At 46.9% G+C, this 24,801-nt stretch carries 23 protein-coding genes; 5 read left to right on the top strand and 18 right to left on the bottom strand.

Going from position 1 to position 24,801, the window contains the following annotated elements:
• The first annotated feature begins 37 nt into the window (after positions 1-37).
• Entirely contained in the window at positions 38-1,612 is a 1,575-nt protein-coding gene (gene gpmI, locus N773_RS0113375) for a 2,3-bisphosphoglycerate-independent phosphoglycerate mutase (protein WP_024858253.1), read from the top strand.
• A 117-nt stretch (positions 1,613-1,729) separates the two neighbouring features.
• On the opposite strand, the gene proS is transcribed toward gpmI, so the two are convergent.
• The 16 genes from proS to N773_RS0113295 all read right to left on the bottom strand — a co-directional run bounded on the left by proS (position 1,730) and on the right by N773_RS0113295 (position 17,751).
• Positions 1,730-3,172 carry a proline--tRNA ligase gene (gene proS / locus N773_RS0113370; protein ID WP_024858252.1) on the bottom strand — a complete coding sequence of 481 codons (1,443 nt, stop codon included), beginning with the start codon at positions 3,170-3,172 and terminating at the stop codon, positions 1,730-1,732.
• A 54-nt stretch (positions 3,173-3,226) separates the two neighbouring features.
• Positions 3,227-4,114, bottom strand: a complete 888-nt coding sequence (locus N773_RS22950) for a hypothetical protein (RefSeq protein ID WP_242840389.1) — start codon at positions 4,112-4,114, stop codon at positions 3,227-3,229.
• On the bottom strand, positions 4,101-4,466 hold the full coding sequence (locus N773_RS0113360; protein ID WP_024858250.1) for a hypothetical protein: 366 nt from the start codon (positions 4,464-4,466) through the stop codon (positions 4,101-4,103). Before N773_RS0113360 ends, N773_RS22950 begins: the two co-directional genes overlap by 14 nt.
• A complete protein-coding gene (locus N773_RS0113355; protein ID WP_024858249.1) occupies positions 4,466-4,837 on the bottom strand; it encodes a TIGR04076 family protein in 372 nt (123 codons plus the stop codon). The genes N773_RS0113360 and N773_RS0113355 overlap by 1 nt, the downstream gene beginning before the upstream one ends.
• A 68-nt stretch (positions 4,838-4,905) precedes the next feature.
• Entirely contained in the window at positions 4,906-6,351 is a 1,446-nt protein-coding gene (locus N773_RS0113350; RefSeq protein ID WP_024858248.1) for an MBOAT family O-acyltransferase, read from the bottom strand.
• Positions 6,351-6,851, bottom strand: a complete 501-nt coding sequence (locus N773_RS0113345) for a DUF4358 domain-containing protein (protein WP_024858247.1) — start codon at positions 6,849-6,851, stop codon at positions 6,351-6,353. The genes N773_RS0113350 and N773_RS0113345 overlap by 1 nt, the downstream gene beginning before the upstream one ends.
• A 38-nt stretch (positions 6,852-6,889) precedes the next feature.
• On the bottom strand, positions 6,890-7,771 hold the full coding sequence (locus tag N773_RS0113340; RefSeq protein ID WP_024858246.1) for an SGNH/GDSL hydrolase family protein: 882 nt from the start codon (positions 7,769-7,771) through the stop codon (positions 6,890-6,892).
• A 203-nt stretch (positions 7,772-7,974) separates the two neighbouring features.
• Positions 7,975-8,496, bottom strand: coding sequence for a T6SS immunity protein Tdi1 domain-containing protein (locus tag N773_RS21335; RefSeq protein ID WP_024858245.1), 522 nt, complete (start codon positions 8,494-8,496; stop codon positions 7,975-7,977).
• A 71-nt stretch (positions 8,497-8,567) separates the two neighbouring features.
• Positions 8,568-9,137 carry a Maf family protein gene (locus tag N773_RS0113330; protein WP_242840388.1) on the bottom strand — a complete coding sequence of 190 codons (570 nt, stop codon included), beginning with the start codon at positions 9,135-9,137 and terminating at the stop codon, positions 8,568-8,570.
• A 20-nt stretch (positions 9,138-9,157) separates the two neighbouring features.
• Complete coding sequence (locus N773_RS0113325; protein ID WP_024858243.1) at positions 9,158-10,708, bottom strand: SpoIID/LytB domain-containing protein; 1,551 nt, start codon at positions 10,706-10,708, stop codon at positions 9,158-9,160.
• Between the two features lie 166 nt (positions 10,709-10,874).
• Entirely contained in the window at positions 10,875-11,993 is a 1,119-nt protein-coding gene (locus N773_RS0113320) for a cell wall hydrolase (RefSeq protein WP_043538276.1), read from the bottom strand.
• A 135-nt stretch (positions 11,994-12,128) separates the two neighbouring features.
• The gene (locus N773_RS0113315; RefSeq protein ID WP_024858241.1) at positions 12,129-13,211 is read right to left on the bottom strand and encodes a class B sortase; all 1,083 of its coding nucleotides are present in this window, start codon (positions 13,209-13,211) and stop codon (positions 12,129-12,131) included.
• Between the two features lie 80 nt (positions 13,212-13,291).
• A complete protein-coding gene (locus tag N773_RS0113310; RefSeq protein WP_024858240.1) occupies positions 13,292-14,368 on the bottom strand; it encodes a class B sortase in 1,077 nt (358 codons plus the stop codon).
• Positions 14,355-14,918, bottom strand: coding sequence for a CinA family protein (locus tag N773_RS0113305; protein WP_024858239.1), 564 nt, complete (start codon positions 14,916-14,918; stop codon positions 14,355-14,357). Before N773_RS0113305 ends, N773_RS0113310 begins: the two co-directional genes overlap by 14 nt.
• A 408-nt stretch (positions 14,919-15,326) precedes the next feature.
• Positions 15,327-16,505, bottom strand: coding sequence for a tRNA uracil 4-sulfurtransferase ThiI (thiI, locus tag N773_RS0113300; RefSeq protein WP_024858238.1), 1,179 nt, complete (start codon positions 16,503-16,505; stop codon positions 15,327-15,329).
• A 115-nt stretch (positions 16,506-16,620) separates the two neighbouring features.
• On the bottom strand, positions 16,621-17,751 hold the full coding sequence (locus tag N773_RS0113295) for a cysteine desulfurase family protein (protein WP_024858237.1): 1,131 nt from the start codon (positions 17,749-17,751) through the stop codon (positions 16,621-16,623).
• A gap of 225 nt (positions 17,752-17,976) precedes the next feature.
• Between N773_RS0113295 and N773_RS0113290 the strand changes: the two genes are divergently transcribed.
• Positions 17,977-18,360, top strand: a complete 384-nt coding sequence (locus N773_RS0113290) for a cytidine deaminase (protein WP_024858236.1) — start codon at positions 17,977-17,979, stop codon at positions 18,358-18,360.
• Positions 18,361-18,491: 131 nt separating this feature from the next.
• On the opposite strand, the gene groL is transcribed toward N773_RS0113290, so the two are convergent.
• Positions 18,492-20,135: a chaperonin GroEL gene (groL, locus tag N773_RS0113285; protein ID WP_024858235.1), complete on the bottom strand. Its 1,644-nt coding sequence runs from the start codon at positions 20,133-20,135 to the stop codon at positions 18,492-18,494.
• Between the two features lie 146 nt (positions 20,136-20,281).
• Positions 20,282-20,554: a co-chaperone GroES gene (locus N773_RS0113280; protein WP_024858234.1), complete on the bottom strand. Its 273-nt coding sequence runs from the start codon at positions 20,552-20,554 to the stop codon at positions 20,282-20,284.
• Between the two features lie 470 nt (positions 20,555-21,024).
• On the opposite strand from N773_RS0113280, the gene N773_RS0113275 reads away from it, so the two are divergent.
• From N773_RS0113275 to N773_RS0113265, 3 genes are all read left to right on the top strand, one after another.
• Positions 21,025-21,729 (top strand): response regulator transcription factor, encoded by a 705-nt coding sequence (locus N773_RS0113275; protein WP_013496874.1) that lies wholly within the window; start codon positions 21,025-21,027, stop codon positions 21,727-21,729.
• A gap of 127 nt (positions 21,730-21,856) precedes the next feature.
• Positions 21,857-23,134 (top strand): HAMP domain-containing sensor histidine kinase, encoded by a 1,278-nt coding sequence (locus tag N773_RS0113270; protein ID WP_242840387.1) that lies wholly within the window; start codon positions 21,857-21,859, stop codon positions 23,132-23,134.
• Positions 23,135-23,200: 66 nt separating this feature from the next.
• Positions 23,201-24,568: a S1C family serine protease gene (locus N773_RS0113265; RefSeq protein WP_024858232.1), complete on the top strand. Its 1,368-nt coding sequence runs from the start codon at positions 23,201-23,203 to the stop codon at positions 24,566-24,568.
• Positions 24,569-24,801: the final 233 nt, after the last annotated feature.

Genomic DNA, 24,801 nt, shown 5'->3' with positions numbered 1-24,801 from the left:
AGACGATTCGGTAATATATACAGAAAGGACTTAAAATATGTCTAACAAAAAAGTAATCCTCGTTGTAATGGACGGTATCGGTATTTCCGTTACACATCTCGGTGACGCTGTTACCGAGGCTAACACACCTACACTGGACAGACTGAAAAAAGAATGTCCTTACACCACCCTGAAAGCTCACGGAAGCGCAGTTGGTCTGCCTACCGATGACGATATGGGTAACTCCGAGGTTGGTCACAACGCACTTGGCTGCGGTCAGATCTATTCTCAGGGTGCTAAGCTCGTTAACGAGTCCATCGAGAGCGGCAAGATGTTCGCTTCCGAGACTTGGAACGAACTGGTAAACAACGTTAAGGCTAAGAGCAGCACTCTTCACTTCATCGGTCTGCTTTCCGACGGTAACGTTCATTCCAACATCTCTCACCTGAAGAAGATGATCGCTAAGGCTAAGGAGCAGGGCGCTGCTAAGGTAAGAGTACACGTACTTCTTGACGGCAGAGATGTTCCCGCAACAAGCGCTCCCATCTACATCGAGGATCTGGAGAAGTGCATGGCTGAACTGAATGACGCAACATTCGATGCTAAGATTGCTTCCGGCGGCGGAAGAATGAAAGTTACCATGGACAGATATCAGGCTGACTGGGATATGGTAAAGCTCGGCTGGGAAACTCACGTAAAGGGCGAGGGCAGACAGTTTGCAAACGCTCTTGAAGCTGTTGAGACTCTCAGAAACGAGACAGGCGCTATCGACCAGGATCTTCCTGCATTCGTTATCGCTGAAAACGGCGCTCCTGTCGGCAAGATAGTTGACGGCGACAGCGTTGTACTCTTCAACTTCCGCGGCGACAGAGCTATCGAGCTTTCTATGGCATTCGACGGCGGCGATGAGTTCACATACTTCGACAGAGGCGCTAAGCCCGATGTTATCTACGCAGGTATGCTGGAATACGACGGCGATCTCCACATTCCTAACAAGTACCTTGTAAATCCTCCCGAGATCAAGGATACTATGAGTGAGGTTCTGGAGAAGGCAGGTCTGAAGTCCTACGCTGTATCCGAGACACAGAAGTACGGTCACGTTACATATTTCTGGAACGGCAACAGAAGTGAAAAGTTCGCTTCCGAAGTTTGGAAAGAGATACCTTCCGATAAGGTTTCCTTTGACCAGAGACCCTGGATGAAGTCCGCTGAGATCACCGATGATCTGATCGAGGCTATCAAGTCTGAAAAGTATGACTTCATCAGATGCAACTTCCCTAACGGTGACATGGTTGGCCACACAGGTTCTATGGACGCTACCATCATCGGTGTTGAGTCTGTTGATCTGGGTCTGACAAGACTGCTGAAGGTTGCTGAGGAATACGGTTATACTGTACTCATCACAGCTGACCACGGCAACGCTGACGAGATGCTGGAGAAGAACAAGAAGGGTGAGATCAATGTAAGAACTGCTCACTCCCTGAACAGAGTTCCTTTCTACATCGTAAGCAAGGACAAGTACGAGATCAAGGACGCTGACAGCGAGAAGTATGGTCTTGCTAACGTAGCACCTACTGTACTGAAGATATTCGGTATCGAAGCTCCTGCTTGCTGGGAAGATTCAATGATCTGATATTAAATATTGAGCGGTGAGTACTCATGTACCCACCGCTTTTGTATTGCCATATCACACGAACATACGCAAAAAGAGGACAGCCGATCGCTGTCCTCTTTGGATTTATCTGTAAGATCAATATGCCTTGCCCCAGAGTACCATTTTCTTTGCAGGCTTGCCGCAGCATACGCAAACGTCGCTGATATTATCCTGCTCGAAGGGAATACATCTTGAACCAACGCCAGTCAGTTCCTTTACCTTATCCTCGCACTCTTCTTCGCCGCACCACATTGCCTTTACAAAGCCGTCACCGTTCTCTTCAAGAGCCTTGATGATCTCATCGGTGTTCTTGCAAGCGTAGGTACGTCTTTCGCGGTTCTCGAGAGCCTTCTGGAATATTCCCTCGCGTACTGCTTCAAGCTTAGCGTTTACTGTCTCAACAAGCTCGGTGAGAGGTGTGAAGGTCTTTTCTCTGTCGTGTCTTGTAACTATTACGCACTGACCGTTCTCGATATCCTTGGGTCCCAGTTCGATACGAACAGGCACACCCTTCATCTCGTACTCAGCAAACTTCCATCCGGGAGACTGATCGCTGTCATCGAGCTTAACGCGGATACCTGCTGCTTTCAGCTGCTCATATACCTCGTTTGCCTTTTCAAGCACGCCTTCCTTGAACTGCTGTACAGGAACGATAACTGCCTGTATAGGTGCTACTGCGGGAGGCAGTACAAGACCGTTGTCATCGCCGTGAGTCATGATGATAGCGCCGATAAGACGGGTAGTAACGCCCCATGATGTCTGGTGGGGGAATGCAAGCTTGTTATCTCTGCCTGTGAACTGGATACCGAAAGCCTTGGCAAAGCCGTCGCCGAAATAGTGGGAAGTACCTGCCTGAAGTGCCTTACCATCGTGCATAAGTGCCTCGATAGCATAGGTAGCCTCAGCGCCTGCGAACTTATCACTGTCGGTCTTTCTGCCCTTAACTACGGGCATAGCCAGATCCTTCTCACAGAAGTCAGCATAGACATTGAGCATACGCTCTGTTTCTTCGATAGCCTCCTCGGGAGTTTCATGGATAGTATGACCCTCCTGCCACAGGAATTCTCTGGAACGAAGGAAAGGACGGGTAGTCTTTTCCCATCTTACAACGCTTACCCACTGGTTATACAGCTTGGGCAGGTCGCGGTAGCTGTGTACGATATTAGCATAGTGCTCGCAGAACAGAGTCTCGGAAGTAGGTCTTACGCAGAGTCTGTCTTCAAGCTTTTCGCTTCCGCCGTGAGTTACCCATGCAACTTCGGGAGCAAAGCCCTCAACGTGATCCTTTTCCTTCTGGAGAAGGCTCTCGGGGATAAACATAGGCATACAAACATTCTCGTGACCCAGTGCCTTGAAACGGGTATCGAGTATCTTCTGTATGTTCTCCCAGATAGCGTAGCCATAGGGTCTTATTACCATACAGCCCTTTACGCTTGTATACGCTATGAGTTCTGCTTTAGTGCAGATATCGGTATACCACTTTGCGAAATCCTCATCCATTGAGGTTATCGCATCGACCATTTTCTTATTCTTTGCCATATTTTTTTCAACTCCTAATTATATGTACGGCGATATCATTCCGCCACTGTTTACTTATTTTTCCAAAAGTTTTTTCAGCTCGGACTTTGTATAGTCCCTGTATATCTTTCCCGATGGTCCAAACACGCTTTCCGCGGTGTCGGGGATATTCTTCATGACCTTTTTAAGATCGATATTCTCGGGCAAGGTCAGGAAATTTCCGTCATCGTCCTCTAACTTTACCGCACAGAAGATGAACTCCCCTGTTTCGGGATCTAATTCAAAATAGTCCGATACCTCTGTTGCTTTTACATCAAGATATTTTTCCTGACCCGCAACAAAGTTCTCGTAGATGAATTCCGTCAGCGCCTGTTTGCTGATCTTAATGACCCTGACTGTATCCTTGTCGATATGCGTATCCGCATTCAGGGTGAAGTCATCGATGCACTCGTATTCGCCAACATCATTTTGCAGATATTCGATATCGTGGTACAGCAACGTCCTGCCGCTTTCACCCACCGCTCCGAACCGCATATAGAATGAATCCTGTATATCCTCCGATGGTATGCCAAACAGTTTGTTCAGCTTGAAAATGCTGCAAACGTATCGGATATCCATTTTACCATCATGCAGTGAATTCAGCTCTCTGATATTTTCAGCGATAAGCTTATCTGTCTGCTGACTGTCGAGAGTGATGGTATCTTCTACGCTGCCGCTGAAACTATTTTCAAAGAAGTCTATCGCTTCAAAATAGCTTTCATCATCAGGATCATCACTGCTATACCTGAAACACAGCCTGCCGTTCAGGTCGGACAGCTTTACCTCATCGCGGCTGTCGATAAGTATCGCATTTTTGTCACCGCAGACTATCAGCCATGCCAGTGACAGCGTGCCAACGTCTAAGCCCTCTGACGCTTTGATCTTCTCAAAAATATCTGCCAAAGCTTTCTCATTCATTTTCATCGCTCTGAACTTCCTGCTTGTCTTCCGCCTTCTTCTTTTTCTTACCGAAATTGAAAGCGTAGATATCCTGATTATATATCTTGTAATTCGGGTCGAAGCCCTCGTCCTTTGAAGCTTCAAAGGCGCTGTGAACTTCGTAGTTTTCCTGGGGAGAATGTCCCGTGGCAGTATTCTCCACCCTTTCGGGCGTGGCAAGACCCTTGCGTTCGATCTTGTCTGCCAGCTGAGGATTTTTATTCTGTATCCATTTTGCCATTCTCGGCGTTACCAGACAAGCCAGCACTATCAGCACCATTATGATGCCGCATTTTAATGCCAGTGAACCCAGCAGATTCAGTAATTCGTGATTCATTAGTGTTCCTCTGTTTCATCGGGGTAATCCCAGAACTTTCCTTTATGGAAGTTAGGGTTGCCCAAAGGCTTTGCTGTCAGTCTGAACATGACACAGCCGTCAGGACAGACTACTGTTTTTGTATACTTGCTGTCACCGCCAAGGTTTTCAAGGTCTCCGCCGCTGCGGACAGCTTCCATCAGCGGGTACAGCATCATCATTGTTTTGGAGCATATACCCTGACCGTCCTTGTTTACGGGACAGCCGTAAGTGCAGGTATATATATCGCCGGGCTCTTCGCCGTTGCGGCAGTATCTTTCGGTCTTGTTTCCCCGGAGAAATCCCAATACTTTAACTGTGAATTCGTATTCCTCGTTATACCATTTTTTCATGGTGTACCTCCGTCAGAAATTACATTTGTCGGCGTATTTTTGATATATCACCGTCAAAGCGAGTCCTCCTAGAACCTGAAATACAAAAACGGGTTGAAGGAATTGCCTGCAAGGTACGCTACCGATACTGTGAACAGCAGGATACATTCTGCGGGGACAATGACCGTTTCGTAGAGGACAGGCTTGCGCTTTGCAAGGAATCCGCCTGCTTTTTTGATAAGCGGAGTAGAGCATACTACCGCCAGTATGAACAGCAGAGCATTCTGTGAAAGGCGGAAAGATGTCATGTGGTTCCAGAAGGGAAGTCCGCCAAAGCCGAACATATTTTTAAGGTTCTGCAAAAGTGCCGTGGTATCTTCATATGCGAATATGCCCCAGCCAATTACTATCAGCAGAAGTGCATAGATATGCTGTACTATCTTTGGTGATTTTTTCAGAAGTTTCAGCAGGAAGTTTTTCTCCAGCAGGAGTATCACGCCGAAGTATACGCCCCACATCATGAAATTCCAGTTAGCACCGTGCCAGAAGCCTGTCAGGAACCATACCACCATGATATTGACGCACTGTCTTGCCTTGCCCTTGCGGTTTCCGCCCAGTGGGATATAGACGTAATCCCTGAACCAGCTTGAAAGTGAGATATGCCATCTGCGCCAGAATTCGGTGATGGAATCGGATATATATGGGTAATTGAAGTTTTCAAGGAAATCAAACCCGAACATCTTGCCTAGACCTATCGCCATATCGGAATAGCCCGAGAAATCGAAGTATATCTGGAAGGTATAAGCGATTATGCCTATCCAGCTTGCAGCCACACTCAGTTCGTTCTGTGGCGAATGGGATATACTGTCAAAAAGCTCACCCACTGCATTGGCTATTATGACTTTTTTGCCAAGTCCCACACAGAAGCGTTTTACGCCCTCCGCGAACTTTTCGATGCTTTCATCTCTGTGTACCAGCTGTTCGGCGACATCTATGTATCTGACAATAGGTCCCGCTATAAGCTGGGGAAACAGTGCCACGTAAGTGCCAAGATGGAGTATATTCTTCTGGCACTTAACGTTGCCCTTATATACGTCGATAACATAGGACAGGGTCTGGAAACTGTAAAAGCTTATGCCTATAGGCAATGCCAGCCCTGTGGGCTTTATCTGTGTGCCAGCGGCGGAATTTATCGTGTTGATAAAGAAATCCGTATACTTGAAAAACAGCAGCAGTCCCAGATTCCAGACCACCGCTGTCATCATCGCGGCAAAAGGACCTTTACTGTCCTTTTTATTTTCGGGCAGGCGGGTCTTATCCGCAAATATGCCCGTGAAGTATGCGACTGTTATGGACAGACACATAAGAAATATGTATATCGGTTCGCCCCATGCATAGAACACGAGGCTGAACAGGAACAGCACAGCATTCTGGGCTGTTCTTGAGTGCTTTCTGAACAGTACAGGCATGAGAAAATACATCAGCAGTACTGCGGGCAGAAAGCCAAAAAGGAAGGTCGTACTTGAAAAAAGCATTAACCGATTATCTCCTTAGCCTTTGCGCTGTCGCCTGATACGCAGTAGAATACATAATCGCCCTTTACGATAAGCACAGCGTCGTCAAGCTTGGGTGCCTGCTCGGGCTTATAATCGGTGAAGGTTGACTTCTGGTTAGCAAGTCTTATAGTAAGGCTTCCCTCGATGGCTTCAGTCATATCCTTGTTTGCTTCAAAGCAGGCGATCTCCTCGGGGGTAGCACCTGTTGAGCTTGCATATACCTTTGCAGACTTGTAAGCATCGGGTGAAACGCCCATTATCTTTTCGATCTTATCTGCATCAAATTCGATGAGGCTGTCCTCATAGGAGATATCGCTCTTCAGCTGATCTGCTATAGCTTTAACATCTATGTTCTCGACAGTTTCTGTCTTCGCTTTATCTCCGCCCTTATCGCTGTCTTCCTTTTTGCCGCAGGAAGCGCAGGCGCAGGTAACTGTCATAGCTGCAAGAATGATACATACTGTTTTTTTGATATTCATTTTACTCACCTTATCCTTTTAATCTTATATTCATACCATCAGGTATTGTCTATTATGAAATTCTGCCAGTACAGGCAATAGTCGGCGGTCATGTGTATACCGTCGGGAGAAGCTTCCTCGGGGAGGTAGCCGTTTTCATCCGCAACCGCAGGAGAGCAGTCCAGATAATGCAGACCCAGTTCGCCTGCCACTTTTTCTATCGAAGCGGTGAATGTGCGGGCGTTCTCGTTATTTACGGCATCGCCGTCCTGATCCTGGGATTCTGCAAGAGGAAGTATACCTATCAGGTATATCTCCGCATTGGGCTGATAGCTTTGGATAGTCTTTACCATCTCGGTATAGTGTTCCTCAAAGGTATCGACATAAGGCCAGCCCATCTCGTTGGTGCCAAAGCTTATGAAAACTCTGCCGAACTGACGGGTGCTTAACGCTTGCTGGAGAGTACCCACCGAACCGTCGCCCTGTGCTATCTCGGCAGAGGTCAGTACGGTATCGATATTCAAACCGACTGCGCACAGGAAAGTCGCCTGGGGCTTATCGGTGCTGTTCATCATGCCGACTGTACGGCTGTCACCGATAAACACTGCATCACCGAGGTCATCGGCTGTATCTTTTGCTACAGCATATGGGTGTTCGCCATCTGAAATATCGGGCGCATTGGAACTTGTTTCCTCTGTAACAGAGCTTTCGGGCTCGGCTTCTGAGGAGTCCGTTTCCTCCGGTTTCGCTTCATGCGAGGTTATTTCAATTTTAGGCGCAGTTTTTTCAGCCTTGGTGTCAACGGCGGGTTTGTGTGCTTCTTTCACGGCTGCAAACACCGACCAGCACACAGTAAACAGCATACACCCAAGACACAGGGCTGTGACCATATTCTGCTGCGCTTTTACGCGCCTTTTTCTGATAACCGAATTACTTTCCATCTTTCATTTCCTCTAAACACAACTAGATAAGTATATCATACCATATTTCCGCAATTTTTGCAAGTATATTATTGAAATTTAGTATCATTATCCCCCGATTTCTCCGCGCTATACAAAAGGCGGATAGATGACTCTATCCGCCTTGTTTAAAATTATATCCCAAATTCAATTTCGTTTGCTATATCCTGATCCTGCAGGGGCTGTTAATTATAGAGATCCCCTGTGATAGTCCAGTAAACCTCAAGATCTGTAACATCAAGGTTGTCGATATTTTCCGCTCCGTTAAGGAACAAGGGTACTTTATAGCCTATACAGCTGCCGTATTTCAAATCGGGATCGCCGTTTTCATCGACCCATTCTTCATAGAATTCTGCGGCAAGAAAGCCGTCGGGGTCATCGACGATATCATCAAGGAAGGATTCAAAAGGCATATCGGTGGCATAGAACTCGCAGTCAAAAGCATCGACCATTTTCACATTGTCTGTAGCGGAATCCACAAAATAAAGCCTGCCAAGCCAGTCATAGCCGAAAAATGCAAGCTCCTCTTTCAGTGCGGGAAAGACTTCTCTGAATATTTTCTGCCACTTTTTAACGTCCTCTTTCCTGAAAAAAGTGAACAGTCCGTCCAAAAAGCTGTTGCCCGCCGCAATTTCGAGTAATTCTTCTTTGTCTGCACAGGAGGTCGCGCCGACCTTCTCGGATGTGCCCAATATCTTTTCAAACATTTTTCAAGTACTCTCCATTGTATTATTTCGATGCGATAAACTCAGGTCTTTGCTTTTTGAAAAACGATGTTTCAGTCCAGCATTTCATGCAGCTTGATCGCAAGCTTGGATACGGGCAGTCCAACAACGTTGAAGAAATCGCCCTCGATCTTATCCACGAGAAGCGTTCCCTCGCCCTGTATGCCGTAAGCGCCAGCCTTATCCATCGGTTCGCCCGTATTGATATAATCCTCTATCTCCTCATCGGTAAGATCTTTGAACCAGACCTTTGTAGTTTCGGTAAAGGTATCGGTATGACCCTTATAGCTGATGGATACTCCTGTATCTACGGTATGCATACGTCCCGAAAGAAGTCTGAGCATACGCGCCGCATCTTCTTTGTCCTTGGGTTTTCCAAGTATCTCGCCGTCAGCGGTGGTAACTACAGTATCACAGCCGATAACGACAGCTTTCTGATATACATCGGCAATGCACTTGCACTTCTGGAATGACAGAAAACCGGGAACATCGCACGCACTCAGTGCCTCGGGGACTGCTTCTCCGCAGTCGGCGGGTATCACCCTGAATGACGGACATATAAGCTGCATAAGCTCTTTTCTTCTCGGTGATGCTGATGCAAGTATCACATCATATTCCATCATCAGATTTTTGATATTCAAACTTAATAACCCCCATTTTGGTCATACGACCAGTCTGTGCTGTTATCGTAGTAGCCACCGTTATCATAACCGCCGTTATCGTAGGTGGCATCAGATGTATAGGTCGTATCCGAAGACCACTGATCATCGGAAGCGGAATAATCCGACCACTGCGAAGTGCCATCGCTGTAACCGTAATCGGTCTGCGGTGCGGTATAGCCTGTATTGTCATCAGCAGCCGCGGTATTTGTATTCGTGGTATCGCTGCTGTTGTCCTTCGGCGGTTCCTCCGAGCCTTCTGCAGGCTTGGAGAGTTCCAGCTTAGCGTCAACATAGTAGTGGGTCAGTATCTGGTCATATGTCCAGCCGTTCTCGGCGTAGTAATGTGCGCCCCACTGTGACATACCGACACCGTGTCCCCAGCCGCAGGAGGTGAATGTGAATTCGCCGTCCTTATACTTTATGGTGATGGCATTGGATTTAAGACCCATCATATTACAGAGCTGGTTGCCTGTGAGCTTGCAGTTATCTCTGCCGTCGATAGTGACGGTATCGATATAAACCACGCTGTATGCTCTGTCGATAGTGAACCACTTGGTCTGATCCTCCGAGAGAGTGATGCCGAAGCGACCCTCAAGCATGGACTTGACCTGTGATCTGGTATATGTCTTTTCGATGCCCCAGTTTACGTCCTGGTCATCGAATTCGCTTTCAACGCATTTAAGGTAGGGATAATCCATGCTCCAGATATCGCCTGCGGTAGTAGTATAACCCGCACTTGAAGCTGAATACACAGCATTGATTATCTCGCCGTCATAGTGCATAGCCTGACCTTCAACGGATTCGACTATGCTCTCCAGCTTGGAGGAATAGCCGTATCTGAGACCTATGGTAGGTGTCAGACCGTGCTCCTGATTGAATCTCAGGTGAGAATATGCAGCGACTATCTGCGCTTTTATCGCATCGTCGTCCCACGAATCACCTATCTCGTTATTGACCATCAGGCAGAGAAGTTCATGACCGTTCATAACAACGGTAGAGCCTGAATTTTCATCATGCACCCTGAAATACTCGCCTGCCACGCTTCTGGTAGCGGTGAGCTTCTGTGGAGCTGCCTTTTCGGGATAATAGATAAGCGTATCCTGTTCGGGGAAAGGCACCGTGAAATCGTCGGGGTCGGTGATAGCGGGGCTGTTGACCTTGAATCCCTTGCACTTTGTTTCGGCAGCCGACATATCGTAATCACTTATGGCTGCTTTTTTATACTTGGGGAAAGTCATCTTTTTTACAGTAGGCTCAGCTTCTGCCTTTTTAGTCTCCTGCTTGGGTTCAGCCGCAGGAATTGTCTTTTTCTCGACAGGCTTAGGGGCAGGTTTTTCTGCTTTCTGTACCACGGCAGATCTTACGGTCTCTTTCGCTTCTACCCTTTTTGCGGGGTTGAAAGCGCTGTCAGTCAGCATCAGCAGTCCGCAGCCGCCTGTGACGGCAACGCCTGTTACAAGCATTCTGATATGTGCCGCAAGCTGTCTTCCGACAGATGCCTTGCTGTTATTTTCGTCTTTAGTCTTGCTCATCACAAAATTACCTCAAACGTTTAAGATTCGTTGTTTAGGGCTAAAAGCCCACACTGTATAGTTTACCAAATAAAGAGAAAAAGTCAAGACAAAACTCATGTCTGCCCTGACTTTTCGTATGTCTTACCAAATGCTGCACAAAAACTGTTCAGAGCCGTTATGCACTTTACCAGTTCTTGAAATACCTCTGACCATCGACTTCGAGGCAGAACTGCAGGGTCTCAAACCATGCTGAGGTAGCACCGCCGCAATATCTGGGAGCGTAGTAGTAAGTAGCACCGTTGGTGTTATCTTCACCCTGAAGTGCCCTTAACGCGCAGTCTCTTGTGTTCTGCGTGGGTACTGTAGTTCCGTAGTAGTAGCCGTAGATAGCATCAAACTGTTCGGGAGCTGTGAGCACTGCCGAGATAGTGTCCGGGAACTGGCTCGATTTTACCCTGTTGATGATAACGTTAGCAACTGCGATCTTGCTCGCTTCGGAACAATTGCCTACTTCGCCCTGAAGAACGTAGCACAGCATCTCGAATTCATCATCGGTATAACTGATGACGGTGTTTTTGCTGTCCTTGTCTTCAAGCTTGATAACGGTCTTATCCTCTTTTTCGTCGGACTCCTTGTCCTTCTTTTCCTCGGTCTTTTTGCTGTCGGGGGTCTTACCCGTAAAGTACTCAGCCATCGCATAGCCCTTTATCTCGCCATGTCTTACCGAATACCACACACCGTCATCGGTGCATCCGTCAACAACGACCCTTGTGTCTGTGTCGAGTACTTCAAGTGCTTCCGCGCTTTTGCTGGGTTCTGCCCTGAGATTTACGGGCGACTCAACATAAAGGAAGGTCTTGGAAATACTTTTGACCTTGTTTTTGGTTTTCTGTTCGGTCTCAGCCTTGACCGATTCTTTGCTTGTCTTTTTCTCCGTGGCTGATGTTGTCGTCTCAGTTCGGGAAGAGCTTGTCTTTTTGCCTGCTTCCGTTACCGCAGTGGTCTCGGGAGCGGAAACTTCTCCGAACTCATACTCGTTGATACTCGCCTTTCTCCATGTGACGGTATCCAGTGCGGTATACGCACCCTCATCTCTCGCTGTGTCGGTGGTGTTTACATTCGCAGCCTTTGTTTCTCTGCCGATCTCTGCTTCTGCTCCTGCATTTCTGCCAAGCAGTCCGCATACGCTTATTGTACCTACAGTAAGTACGCACAGTGCGCTGCTTCCAAGCAAAGTTCCGACCTTTCTCACGGACGGCTTCGCGGAATTCCGTTTAGCAGCCCTTGATCTTTTCTGCTTCATTTCTATCACATTACCTTTCCGGGAGCCCCTTGCGAGACTTCCTGTCCGCAGCCGTGAGAGATGCTGCGGAGCTTTATATTTTATACACCGGCGAATCCGATGTAATAAGCATAAAGCAAGTGATGACCTCCGTCATCAGTATTCCCAGCCTTTATAGACTGTTTTGTTCCCGTAGATATCTTTCCATATCTTCGGGAAGTAGATATCCTTGTCCGCTCTTTCCTTGTAGGAAGCTTTTATAGCGTCGATATCATCATCGGGTGTCAGCTTCTTAGCGACTATTACCCATCTTACTCCTTCCTCCACAAGCTTTGAACAGGTGGAGAGGGTTATATACTTATCGTCTTCGGTACACTTAATATCGCTTGAGTACCATGACCTCCTTGTAATCTCGTCATACCATTCATCGAACCTGTACTGTTCGTCGTTGAAATCTCTGTAGCCTATGTATTCCCAGAGATCGCCGTTATCGTCTTTTGCATCGGTATTTATCATGAAGCAGCTGACGATGGCGTATTTGCACTTGCTCTCGTATATCGAGTTGAACTCGATCACCGCGTGGTCCTTCAGGAAATCCGCGCCCTGTTCGTATTCGGACAGGTGAGTGAAGCTTGTGCCCAGCCAGCCCATATGGTGGCCGAATATCGTGATATTATCGGACTGTCGCTCTTTGCTGATAATACTCCATGAGTCAGCAAAAATACTGCCCGATTCATAGTAGTTACCATCAATATCTTTGTAAAGATACTCGTCATTGTTCTTGCCCTGAAGAACAGGGAAGCTCATAAATGCATCTCCATCGGAGTCCTTGAATCCGGGTATCTTTATCCAGCCCACAACATCATCATTGCGGTCTAAAAGCTTTTTATCCTTGACCCATTTCTGTACCTCACGCTTTTTGTAAGATTCATCGGGGTCTGCAATATCTATATCATCGCTGCCTGTATTTGCCTCATAGTCCACATTTTCATCGAACTTTGGCTCATACTGTTCAACGAGACCGTGCGCTCGCGATCTTTCTCCGTTTGTGGTGTTAAGGTAGCTTTTCAGCTGACCCAGTGATACGCAGAAAAGTCCTACCGAAGCTATAAAAACTATCTTGCGGACTACCTCGCTGCTTTTATCGCCTTTCCAGGGGATAAAGTATCGTATCACACCACCGGTATTATTAGATCCTTCGTTATCGTTAAAATTTGCTGATCCTCTTGCCATTGCCATTTTATCATTACTCCTCGACTTTCAGGGTCATACCCTCTGTCAAGTCTTTTTGCTGATCTGTTGTTAGTTGTTATTTATTTTTAGTATTCCCAGCCCTGGTATATCTTTTTGCTTCCGTAATGGTCTCGCCAGTACTTGGGGTAATATATCTCTTTATCGGGTCTTTCCTTATAGGATTTTACGATATGGTCGATATTGTCCTCGGCTGTAAGCTTCTTCGCAACTATTACCCATCTGAGGTCTTTCAGAAGCTTTGAACAGGTGGAGAGAGTGATGTACTTATCATCCTCGGTACACTTGATATCGCTTGAATACCAGGATCTTTTGCTCACCTGATCGTACCAGTCCTCAAACTTATTGTCATCATCATTGAAGTCCCGGCAGAGAACATAATACCATGCATCGCCGCCGTCATCCTCGGGCTCAGTGTTTATCGCAAAACAGCTGATTATCGCATATCTGCGTCCGCTTTCATATATGGAATTAAACTCGATTATAGGATACTTTTTCAGGAAGTCCACACCCTGTTCGTACTCGGACAGGTGAGTGAAGCTTGTACCCACATAACCCATATGATGACCGAACACAGTAATGTTATCGGTCTGCCCGTTCTCATCCATCACGCTGGCAGAATCGATAAATATGCTGCCCGACTCGTAATACTCTTTATCAAGATTTTTGTAAAGATAGTAATCATTATCCTCGCCCTTCAGAACGGGGAAGTTTATGTACTCCTCACCGCTGTAATCGGTGAAGCCGGGTATCTTTATCCATCCGATAACGTCCTTATTGCGCTTCAGCAATGGTTTCGCCCAATCCTGAAGCTTCAGCTTCTGCGCAGATGCCTCGGGGTTCGATGCATCGTAATCATCGCCGCCGTTATTTGCATCGTAGTTGACGTTATCATCGAACTTGGGTTCGTACTCAACCACAACTTTCTGTATATAGGACTTCTGCTTTTCACGGCTGGCGCCCAGATAATCACTCAGTTCGTTCAGCGACATCGAAAAGAGTACTATCGATGCACAGAACGCGACTTTTCGGACTATCTCGTTAGCTTTATCACCTTTCCATGGGATAAAGTACTTTACAAACCGCAGAAAGAAATTTGAATCATCTCTCTCTTTAAGATTTGCAGTCTCATTAAACATTGCCATCGTTATGATCTCCTTGACTTATCTGTATGCCGCAAAGCTCGCATATCATCTGCATAGTTTTCAGCACAGTTAACCTTCTTATTGATCCTCTGTCAAGTTTTTCATACTCTTCATACAACTTCAGCACCCGCGACAATTCCTTGTCTTTGTACCTTACCGAAACGTATACCGTTCCGACAGGTTTTTCTTCGGTGCCTCCCGAGGGTCCGGCAAGACCCGTTATGCCCACAGCGCAGTCAGTACCAAAGAGTGCCATGGCACCTTTGCTCATCTCACTTGCTACCTCGGAAGAATAGACAGTGAATTTTTCCAGCGTTTCTTTCTTAACGCCGAGAACTTTCATCTTTATATCCTCGGTATAGGTGCAGACGCCGCCTTTGAACATTGCAGACGCCCCCGACACTGCGGTGATATATTCAGCCACCATTCCGCCTGTACAGCTCTCGGCTGTTGACATAGTGACCGAATTCTTTATCATATATTTTACTACACTCGCTGTAACAATGTCAATAGTTTCTGTTACCACTTTGTAGTCTTCCGCAAAATTCATCAACATCCTCCCGCCTTTTCCTGACACATCACACAAAAAATAGACCCTATTTTTGAACTCCATGTAAATTTAGTGAACATATCTTACTAAAAAATCAAGGGTTTTTCCGCCGCTTTTGTTACGCTTCTGTTACATACCTTCGACATAAGTGTTTGATTTTTCGGACATTTAACACATTCAAAACTTCGGAAAATCGGGATATGAACATAGTTGATCACCTGTTTTTCACAATAAGAAAGTACCGAATTTTGTACGCAAAAATTAAAATTTGGAAACATTGTAACCATTGTGTAACCAAATTTACCAATTGTAACATCGTACAAATTGAGATATTTTCTGTACAGTTGCCGTCATCAGACGCATATGAAAATATGAAACAAAAGTATGTCAGATATCCGCCCTTGTACGTTATCTGTTTTTGATGAGAGTAACGCTGGTGTTCTCGACTGCCTTCTGTATATAAGGCTCAAAATCGAAGCTTGCCTGCGCCTTTTCCACCTCAGCAAGAGAGGGTCTTGTCTTGGGGTGCTTGGGTGTAAATACGGTGCAGCAGTCCTCATAAGGCAGTATGGAAGTCTCAAAAGTGCCGATCTTACGTGCGATCTCAACTATCTCGGATTTATCCATACCTATGCAGGGTCTGAACACGGGCATACGGCAGGCTGCATCGGTGCACACCATCGCATACATTGTCTGGCTTGCCACCTGTCCAAGACTCTCGCCAGTAACAAGCGCCTGAATATCGCCGTCCTTTTCGCATATACGCTGTGCGATCTCCATCATAAGGCGACGCATGAGTATTGTGAAAAGCTCCTCAGGACAGTTGTCTCTCAGCAGTTCCTGTATCTCGGTAAAGGGCACGCAGAAGAACTTAACATCTCCGCAGTAAGCAGTCATAAGCTTTGCAAGTGTTTCAACTTTCATCCTCGCTCTGTCAGAGGTGTAAGGCGGAGCCTCAAAGTGAATAGCTTCCACAACCGCACCGCGACGAGCCATCATATAGCCTGCAACAGGGGAATCTATACCGCCCGAAAGCAGCAGCATAGCACGTCCGCTTGAACCTACGGGGATTCCGCCTGCGCCGTCAACGGGGTCGGAATGAACATAAGCATAATCCTCACGAACTTCAACGGTAACAGTTATCTCGGGATCATGCACATCGACTTCCAGATGGGGGAATCTGTCCAGTATAGCCCCACCAAGTTCGGAACATATCTCGGGCGACTTTTGAGGGAACTTTTTATCGGCACGTCTTGCGTTTACCTTGAAAGTTCTTGCGCCCTCCAGCACTTCAGCAAGATATTCGGGCGCCTGTTCGCATATTGCTTTCAGGTCTTTTTCGATAGCGCCGCTTCTGCAAAGCTTTACTATGCCGAATACTTTGGAAAGTCTGGTCTCAAACTCGTCAACATCGGGATTCTCTCCCAAAGGTTCAACGTACAGAGTTGACTGCGATTTAGTTACTCTGAACTCTCCCGCACTAGCCAGTCTGCGCTTTATCGTTTTGACCATCATGCTCTCAAAAGTGCTTTTGTTAAGACCCTTGAGGGCTATCTCGCCATACTTGCAAAGAATTATTTCCTTCATTATAACCGCTCCTCCGTTTATTTTTTGTCAGTAACTGTCGGCTGTATCCGATAATTTATCGACTTCTTCCGACGATTCTCTTATATATTAATATGGTATAAAACGTCCGTTCATATCACTTCAGCCTTGCCAGTTCGCTTTGTGCAGCTGAGATACCTTCCATCAGACCGTGCAGGTCTTCTTCGGTGGTATCGGGCGAAAAGCTGATGCGAAGGGTGGTATCCATAGCCTGTACAGGTATTCTGAACTCAGCAAGAACGCCGCTCTTTTTGCCCTTTGAACAAGCCGAACCACTTGAAACAAATATCCCGCGCTTTTCAAGATAATGCAGAAGTACTTCGGATTTAAGACCATCTACCGTTATGCTTGTAACATAAGGAGATTTTTCTCCGCGAAAGTTAATGCCTATCCCGCCGTTCTTTTCACAGAGTTCAAACAGCAGAGATTCCAGCTTTTTGGCATTTTCCAGTCTTTCGGCGACATTTTTCGAGTAATGCTTTACCGCTTCTCCGAAGCCGCAAATCAGCGGAACAGACTCCGTTCCCGAACGCATATTTTTCTCCTGACCGCCGCCCATCAGCAGTGCGGGTATGTGCAGACCCTTGCGGATATACAAAGCACCTACCCCTTTAGGACCGCAAATTTTGTGGGCACTAAGTGAGATAAGATCAGCACCCAGGGTCTTAGTCTTTATCGGCAGTTTCATATAACCCTGAACGCAGTCGCAATGAGTGATGACCTTCGGAAAACGCCTGTGTATCGCATTGAAAGCCTTGCTCACAGGGAGAACCGCACCCGTTTCATTGTTGACCAGCATCATGCTGACAAGGAATGTGTCCTCATTTACAGCATCTGCCACAGCTTCTGCGGATATTATTCCGTTTTCGTCAGGCGATATGCGTATTACCTCGCAGCCAAGGCGTTCCAGCTCATCTATGGGGCGTGCTGTAGCGGGGTGTTCGATCGTTGTGGTGACCACCCTGTGTTTGCGCTTACCCTGAGATTTATATGCGCCAAAAATTGCGGTGTTACTGCTCTCGGTAGCCCCCGATGTGAAGAATATCTCCTCAGCAAGACACCCCAGACTTTCGGCTATCACTGTCCTCGCGTCAGTCACCAGTAGCTCGGCATCAAGTCCGCATCGGTGCAGTGATGACGGGTTACCGTACACCTCCAGCCCTTTCATCACCCCTGCTTTTGCGGCTTCACAGGGCTTTGTGGTAGCGGCATTATCAAGATATATCAAAACTTTCAGTCCTTTCTGATTTGATAGCATAAATTATATTATAACATATTTCATTCCGGATTTCAACCTGATAGTATGAACAGATCGTCTTTCATATGTACGCGGAACATTCATTTTCGTGTGATTTTCGGTTTAAAAACTATTGACAGCTTATCATACAAATGTTATAATGATAGAGGTTGGGCGCCTATACGGCGAAATAGATAGATCTTGGGGTGTAATATAATGGAAAACAAGGAACTTTTGGAGCTTGCCATCGAAGCTGCGCAGAATTCCTACTGCGCGTATTCGGGTTTCTCGGTAGGGGCAGCACTTCTTACCGAGGACGGCAGGATATTCACAGGCTGCAACGTTGAAAACAGCTCGTTTTCACTGACAATCTGCGCTGAAAGAACAGCGATATTCAAGGCAGTGTCCGAGGGCTGCAAAAAATTCAAAGCAATAGCCATCGTCGGTGGTGCGGAGGGCAATTTCAGCCACCCATGCTGCCCCTGCGGTGCTTGCCTGCAGGTTATGAGCGAATTCTGCGATGATGATTTCTCTATCATACTGACAAACGGAGAATTCACACTCGGTGAATTCCTGCCCATGCGCTTTGAACTTAACTGAACAGATATACGAAATGTACAGGACTTCGCTGTGTGCGAAGTCCTGTTTCTTTTTTCCAAAACGCACCTGCACAAAAAGGACGGAGAGCACCTGACTCTCCGCCCGTATATTCATCTTTTGCGATTTGTGGATCAGTACATACCGCCCATTCCGCCTGCGCCTGCTGCGGCTGCTGCCATAGCTGCGTCAGCTGCGGGATCCTTCTTGTCAGCTACAAGGCTCTCGGTAGTCAGTACCATTGCTGCTACGGAAGCTGCGTTCTGGAGTGCGCTTCTTGTAACCTTGGTAGGATCAACGATACCTGCGGGTATCATATCAACATACTCATCAGAGTATGCATTGTAGCCGTAGCCTACCTTGCCCGAACGAACGATGTTATCTATGATAACGCTGCCCTCTTCGCCTGCATTTGCAGCGATCTGTCTCAGAGGCTCTTCAAGTGCCTTGTATACGATCTGAGCGCCTGTCTTTTCGTCGCCCTCAAGGCCTTCAACAAGCTCCTTAACCTTAGGCATAGCATTGATGAGTGCTGTGCCGCCGCCTGCTACGATCCCCTCTTCAACAGCTGCCTTTGTAGCTGCCAGAGCATCTTCGATACGCATCTTCTTTTCCTTCATCTCGACCTCGGTAGCAGCACCGACCTTGATAACTGCAACACCGCCGGAAAGCTTAGCCAGTCTTTCCTGAAGCTTCTCTCTGTCAAAATCGGAAGTTGTGGTCTCGATCTGGCCCTTGATCTGGTGAATACGAGCCTTGATATTCTCGCTCTCGCCTGCGCCGCCAACGATGATGGTGTTCTCCTTCTGAACAACGATCTGTCTTGCAGAACCCAGCTGTTCAAGAGTAGCTTCGCTCAGCTCCATGCCAAGCTCGGTGGAGATTACTTCGCCGCCTGTCAGGATAGCGATATCCTGGAGCATTTCCTTTCTTCTGTCGCCGAAGCCGGGAGCCTTTACAGCAACACAAGTGAAGATTCCTCTCAGCTTGTTGAGTATCAGTGAGCTCAGAGCCTCGCCCTCAACGTCTTCAGCGATGATGAGGAGCTTCTTGCCCATCTTTACGATCTGCTCCAGCAGAGGGAGTATATCCTGCATATTGCCGATCTTCTTATCTGTGATAAGAACGAGAGCGTCATCGAGAACTGCTTCCATCTTATCGGTATCTGTTACCATGTAAGGGCTGAGGTATCCTCTGTCGAACTGCATACCCTCAACAACCTCGCTGTAAGTCTCAGCTGTCTTGGACTCTTCCAGAGTGATAACGCCGTCAGCAGTTACCTTCTCCATAGCCTCAGCGATCAGCTGACCGATGGTATCATCAGCAGCAGAAACTGCACCGACTCTTGCGATATCCTTGCTGCCCTCGATCTTCTTGGAGTTAGCGATGATAGCTTCAACAGCGGTCTCAACTGCCTTAGCCATACCCTTCTTCAGGATCATAGGATTAGCTCCTGCAGCGATGTTCTTCATGCCCTCGCGTACCAGCGCCTGAGCAAGCAGAGTTGCGGTTGTGGTACCGTCACCTGCTGCGTCATTGGTCTTTGTAGCAACTTCCTTTACCAGCTGAGCGCCCATATTCTCGAAAGCGTCTTCCAGCTCGATCTCCTTTGCGATTGTAACGCCGTCGTTTGTGATGAGTGGAGCGCCGTACTTCTTATCGAGAACTACATTTCTGCCCTTGGGTCCCAGTGTTATCTTAACGGTATCAGCCAGCTGGTCGATACCTGCCTGCAGTGCTTTTCTGGCTTCTTCGCCGTAAATGATCTGCTTTGCCATTGTAAATTACCTCCGTTTTGATAATTCATAATTCATAATTCATAATTCATAATTTTTGCGGAAGACTAATGCTTACTGTTAGCTATGAAGAATGATATGAACTATGGTAATTGTAATATTTATCTATACCTGATGTACCTGTGCAATTATTCAACTACTGCCAGAACGTCCTCCATTTTAAGAATGGTATATTCCTGTCCGTCAACCTTGACATCTGTGCCGCTGTACTTGCTTACCAGCACTTTGTCGCCGACCTTGACATTCATCTCAACGTCCTTCTTGCCGGGACCTACTGCTACTACCTCAGCTACCTGGGGCTTTTCCTTGGCAGCGCCTGCAAGTATGATACCGCTTGCTGTAGTCTCCTCAGCCTCGGTCATCTTTATAACGACTCTGTCCATAAGGGGTTTGATATTCATTATAATTTCCTCCTCGTATATATAGAATTATATGTTGCAAAATGTTGTTTTAGCACTCTTTGTATCCGAGTGCTAAGTATATTGTACCACGATTTTTATAAATTGCAATACGTCTACCCGATTTTTGTAGATTTGCACAAATAGAGGTCTGTGTATACCATGAAAATTGTGTTAGTATGTGTCTGTTATTTTATGAAGTTTTATGTTATAATTACTATAATTAGTAATGTGATAAAAATCATCTGTTGTAGACTTTGTGATTATTCTTTGAATATTTCTGTTCTCGTTGCATTTAATTTATAAGATGTTCACAAAAAATTAGTACTGAGTTCACAAAAGTTGATTGTAAATTTGTTATACTGTAATTACTAATTTATCATTTAAATTATATTGCTATCCCCTCAAAGGGACAGCATAAAATTAATAGCTTGCAGTCCGGGTGTGGCTGAGGCGACGAAAGGAAGATGAATATGTCACTGGGAAGAGTCTTGGTAGTTGATGATGATAAGAATATCTGCGAGCTGCTGCGTCTTTATCTGGAAAAGGACGGATATGGCGTTATCCTGGCTCACGACGGTGAAGAAGCGGTCGTAAAATTCAATGCGCTGAAGCCCGATATCATTCTGCTTGATATCATGCTGCCCGGCATCGACGGCTGGCAGGTATGCCGTGAGATCAGAAAGAAGTCAAACGTTCCGATCATTATGATAACAGCTAAGGTAGAGACCTTTGATAAGGTACTGGGTCTTGAGCTCGGTGCTGACGATTATATCGTCAAGCCATTTGATACCAAAGAGGTTATCGCGAGGATCAAGGCAGTTTACAGAAGAGTTGGTCAGTCCTCTGCAGAGAGCGAGATCAAGGAAGTCAAGTATGACAAGCTTTCTGTAAATATGACAAGATATGAGCTGAGAGTTAACGGTCAGGTAATGGATACTCCCCCGAAGGAGCTGGAACTGCTGTTCCATCTGGCATCGAACCCCAACAGAGTTTATACCAGAGATCAGCTTCTTGACGAAGTATGGGGCTTTGAGTACTATGGTGACTCGAGAACTATCGACGTTCATGTAAAGAGACTTCGTGAAAAGCTTGAGGGCGTTTCCGACAAGTGGGCACTGAAAACTGTTTGGGGCGTAGGCTACAAGTTTGAAGTTTCCGAAAACAACAATGAATAACGGCAAAAGTATATTTACAAGGTACTTTGCGATTTGCTCAGCAGTAATACTGATAAGCTTTTGTTGCTTAGGAACAGTATTACTGCTTGTTTCTTCAAGGTACTTCTTAGATGAAAAAAAGAGCCTCATGCTGAAAGATGCCAGGGCTCTTGCTTCATATACGCAGGAAAAAATGCTGGAGCAGCCTGACAGATGGCGTGAAGATGTGGCAGCGGAGATGAAGACCTATGCCATAGGCAGCAACTCCGATTATCTGCTGTGCAGTGATGATGGATATGTAGTGGCGGCTACCGGCGGCGAAGTCGAAAACATCGACCCCGAACTGCTGATAAAATTCAATGGTACTACTACATACTCCTATGACGACCTAAACGGCGAACTTGACGAGGTCTGCCATATCACGGGCGATTCCTTTTCCGCCAACGGTCCGAGGTACTATGTGCTGGCATACTCGCCAAAATCACAGCAGGACAACTACACCAAAAACATCATGGAGATATTCATGGTCAGTGCGATAGCCGTACTGCTGGTAGTAATGTTCCTGGTGTATTTCGCTACGCTGAAGCTGACAGAGCCTATCACCGAAGTCGCAGAGATAGCCAAAAAGCTTGGTAACGGCGATTTCTCGGTAACACTCCCCGAGTATACCACCAAGGAGTTCAATGAACTCTCCATAGCCTTCAACGAAATGGCTGCCAACCTGAAAAGCTATGATACCATGCGTAACAGCTTTCTGGCAAACGTTTCACATGAGCTCAGGACACCGATGACTTCCATAGGCGGCTTTGTAGACGGCATACTTGACGGCACTATACCGAAATCACAGCAGAATTACTATATGAGGATAATCTCCTCCGAGGTCGGAAGACTTACCCGTCTTGTAAAGAGTATGCTGAACCTTGCCAAAATAGAAGCAGGAGAGCTTGAACCCAACAAGACTTCTTTCCCTGTGACCGAGCCGATACTAGATACCCTGCTGACCTTTGAGCCGAGGATAGATGAGAAAAACATCGATATCCGCGGACTTGATGTGCAGAGGATAAATATGTACGCCGATATCGACCTTATACATCAGGTGATGTACAACCTTATCGAAAACGCCATAAAGTTTGTGGATAAGGGCGGCTATATCGAATTCTCATTCGAGGACGGAGAGGATGCTACTTCCGTTTCCATAAGGAACAGCGGCGAGGGTCTGGCTGAAGACGAGCTTCCGCTGGTATTCGACAGATTCTACAAAACAGATAAATCCCGAGGCATACACGCTCAGGGTCTGGGGCTGGGACTTAATATCGCACGCTCCATAGTCGAGATACACGGCGGCAAGATAATGGTAAAGAGCCTTAAAGGCGAGTATACCGAATTCACCTTTACCATACCCAAAGCCGAGAAAAACGAGGAATGATGAACGTCAGAGGACTGCTGTTCGCGGCAGTCCCCTTTTTACAAATAAAAGAGAGGTGATAACCTGATGGATCTTGAGAAAGACCTCACCGAGAACACCCAAGGCGAGACCACCGATGAGGACATTACCGATGCCGCAGAAAAGCTCGCCAAGGATGCATCGAACAGCTGGGACTACAGCATAAAATATTTCAATATGCCCAAGGGGGCAGTTGAAAATGATGAGATAGTTGACGGAGATTTCTGGCGCGGCATAACACTGCCCGATATCGAGGAAAAGCCGCGAAGCAAAGGTATTGCAAAGCGTGTTGTACTGAATACGCTGTTTGCCGTGATATTTCTGGGCACAGGTTTCCTTATCGCCTGCGTGAGCGCAAGGGGAAAGGGCGTGGTATCAAACCTCGTCACAGGCGGCAAACATATGACTTTCAATATGAAAGTCGCCGACAGACCCGAAGTCGGTGATGAACTGAAAGACGAAATGGGCAGATACACCGCTCAGGGCATTGCAGAAGTCTGCGGGCCTTCGGTAGTATCCCTGGATATATTCACCGAGCAGAGCACGATAATGCCATCGGGCAAGGGCAGCGGCATAATCCTAAGTACCGATGGATACATTGTATCCAATGCCCATGTTATCGACAAAGCCAAAAACGGTATAAAAGCCGTACTGAGCGACGGCAGGGAGTACGCGGCGGAAGTAATAGGCTCCGACCCGCGGACGGATATCGCAGTTATAAAGATACCCGCCACCGACCTTCAGCCCGCTGAATTCGGAAATTCCGATCAGGTAAAGCTCGGCGAGGACGTTGTATGCATAGGCACTCCCGCAGGATACAGACACTCGATAACAAAGGGTGTGGTATCGGGCACTGACAGAAGAGTTATCCCCGAAAATTCCACAGCAGGTGTCAGCTGCCTTCAGGTAGATGCAGCTATAAATCCCGGAAATTCGGGCGGCGCAATGTTCAATATGTGGGGACAGGTCATCGGTATAACCTCATCGAAGCTTGCTTCCATCGACTATGAGGGCATAGGCTTCGCCATAACCACAAACGAGGCAAAATCCGTGATAGAAGACCTTATGGAAACAGGCACTGTAAAGGGCAAGGCGCGTATGGGTATCGTGTTTGTGCAGATATCCGAAGCAACAGCCGAACTGACAAATTCTACCCCCGGTCTCAGCGTGCAGAGCATAGCCCCCGAATGTGATGTTGCCAATACCGACCTTCAGCCCGGCGACCTTATAACGCACATCAACGGCACATATGTGAACGATATCGAAGATGTTCCTACTTTTGTCAGAAATATGGAACCCGGCGATGATGTGACCTGCCATGTCATAAGAAAGACAGGCGATAAGGAAACGGAATTTGATATAACATTCAAGCTGATGGACGACAGAAATACTCTGGCAGAGGATACCGACGAATAACAGACAGCCCGTAAACGCCCTGAAGCGGCTACGGGCTGTAGCTATGTAGTGAGGAATGCCAAGGAAACAAAGCGCGCGGTCAAGCCTCGCGCTAGCAGGCTTGCGGAAGAGCACACCATCAGCTTTGCTGATGGTGTGCTCTTCCGCAAGCCTTTCACGAAAGGCTTGACCCCAAGCTCGCCTCCTTGGCATTCTATCCCACGAAAGCGTTAAACAAGGTATTGACTTTTTCG

The sequence above is a fragment of the Ruminococcus albus AD2013 genome (assembly GCF_000526775.1).
Lineage (GTDB): Bacteria > Bacillota > Clostridia > Oscillospirales > Ruminococcaceae > Hominimerdicola > Hominimerdicola alba_A.
Note: the sequence above shows the minus strand (reverse complement) of the source record. Positions and strands in the feature narration are given on the sequence as shown.

Coding starts and splice junctions, on each gene's coding strand:
- gpmI (WP_024858253.1), top strand. CDS start 38: ATGTCTAACAAAAAAGTAATCCTCGTTGTAATGGACGGTATCGGTATT.
- proS (WP_024858252.1), bottom strand. CDS start 3,172: ATGGCAAAGAATAAGAAAATGGTCGATGCGATAACCTCAATGGATGAG.
- N773_RS22950 (WP_242840389.1), bottom strand. CDS start 4,114: ATGAAAATGAATGAGAAAGCTTTGGCAGATATTTTTGAGAAGATCAAA.
- N773_RS0113360 (WP_024858250.1), bottom strand. CDS start 4,466: ATGAATCACGAATTACTGAATCTGCTGGGTTCACTGGCATTAAAATGC.
- N773_RS0113355 (WP_024858249.1), bottom strand. CDS start 4,837: ATGAAAAAATGGTATAACGAGGAATACGAATTCACAGTTAAAGTATTG.
- N773_RS0113350 (WP_024858248.1), bottom strand. CDS start 6,351: ATGCTTTTTTCAAGTACGACCTTCCTTTTTGGCTTTCTGCCCGCAGTA.
- N773_RS0113345 (WP_024858247.1), bottom strand. CDS start 6,851: ATGAATATCAAAAAAACAGTATGTATCATTCTTGCAGCTATGACAGTT.
- N773_RS0113340 (WP_024858246.1), bottom strand. CDS start 7,771: ATGGAAAGTAATTCGGTTATCAGAAAAAGGCGCGTAAAAGCGCAGCAG.
- N773_RS21335 (WP_024858245.1), bottom strand. CDS start 8,496: ATGTTTGAAAAGATATTGGGCACATCCGAGAAGGTCGGCGCGACCTCC.
- N773_RS0113330 (WP_242840388.1), bottom strand. CDS start 9,137: ATGATGGAATATGATGTGATACTTGCATCAGCATCACCGAGAAGAAAA.
- N773_RS0113325 (WP_024858243.1), bottom strand. CDS start 10,708: ATGAGCAAGACTAAAGACGAAAATAACAGCAAGGCATCTGTCGGAAGA.
- N773_RS0113320 (WP_043538276.1), bottom strand. CDS start 11,993: ATGAAGCAGAAAAGATCAAGGGCTGCTAAACGGAATTCCGCGAAGCCG.
- N773_RS0113315 (WP_024858241.1), bottom strand. CDS start 13,211: ATGGCAATGGCAAGAGGATCAGCAAATTTTAACGATAACGAAGGATCT.
- N773_RS0113310 (WP_024858240.1), bottom strand. CDS start 14,368: ATGGCAATGTTTAATGAGACTGCAAATCTTAAAGAGAGAGATGATTCA.
- N773_RS0113305 (WP_024858239.1), bottom strand. CDS start 14,918: ATGAATTTTGCGGAAGACTACAAAGTGGTAACAGAAACTATTGACATT.
- thiI (WP_024858238.1), bottom strand. CDS start 16,505: ATGAAGGAAATAATTCTTTGCAAGTATGGCGAGATAGCCCTCAAGGGT.
- N773_RS0113290 (WP_024858236.1), top strand. CDS start 17,977: ATGGAAAACAAGGAACTTTTGGAGCTTGCCATCGAAGCTGCGCAGAAT.
- groL (WP_024858235.1), bottom strand. CDS start 20,135: ATGGCAAAGCAGATCATTTACGGCGAAGAAGCCAGAAAAGCACTGCAG.
- N773_RS0113280 (WP_024858234.1), bottom strand. CDS start 20,554: ATGAATATCAAACCCCTTATGGACAGAGTCGTTATAAAGATGACCGAG.
- N773_RS0113275 (WP_013496874.1), top strand. CDS start 21,025: ATGTCACTGGGAAGAGTCTTGGTAGTTGATGATGATAAGAATATCTGC.
- N773_RS0113270 (WP_242840387.1), top strand. CDS start 21,857: ATGCTGAAAGATGCCAGGGCTCTTGCTTCATATACGCAGGAAAAAATG.
- N773_RS0113265 (WP_024858232.1), top strand. CDS start 23,201: ATGGATCTTGAGAAAGACCTCACCGAGAACACCCAAGGCGAGACCACC.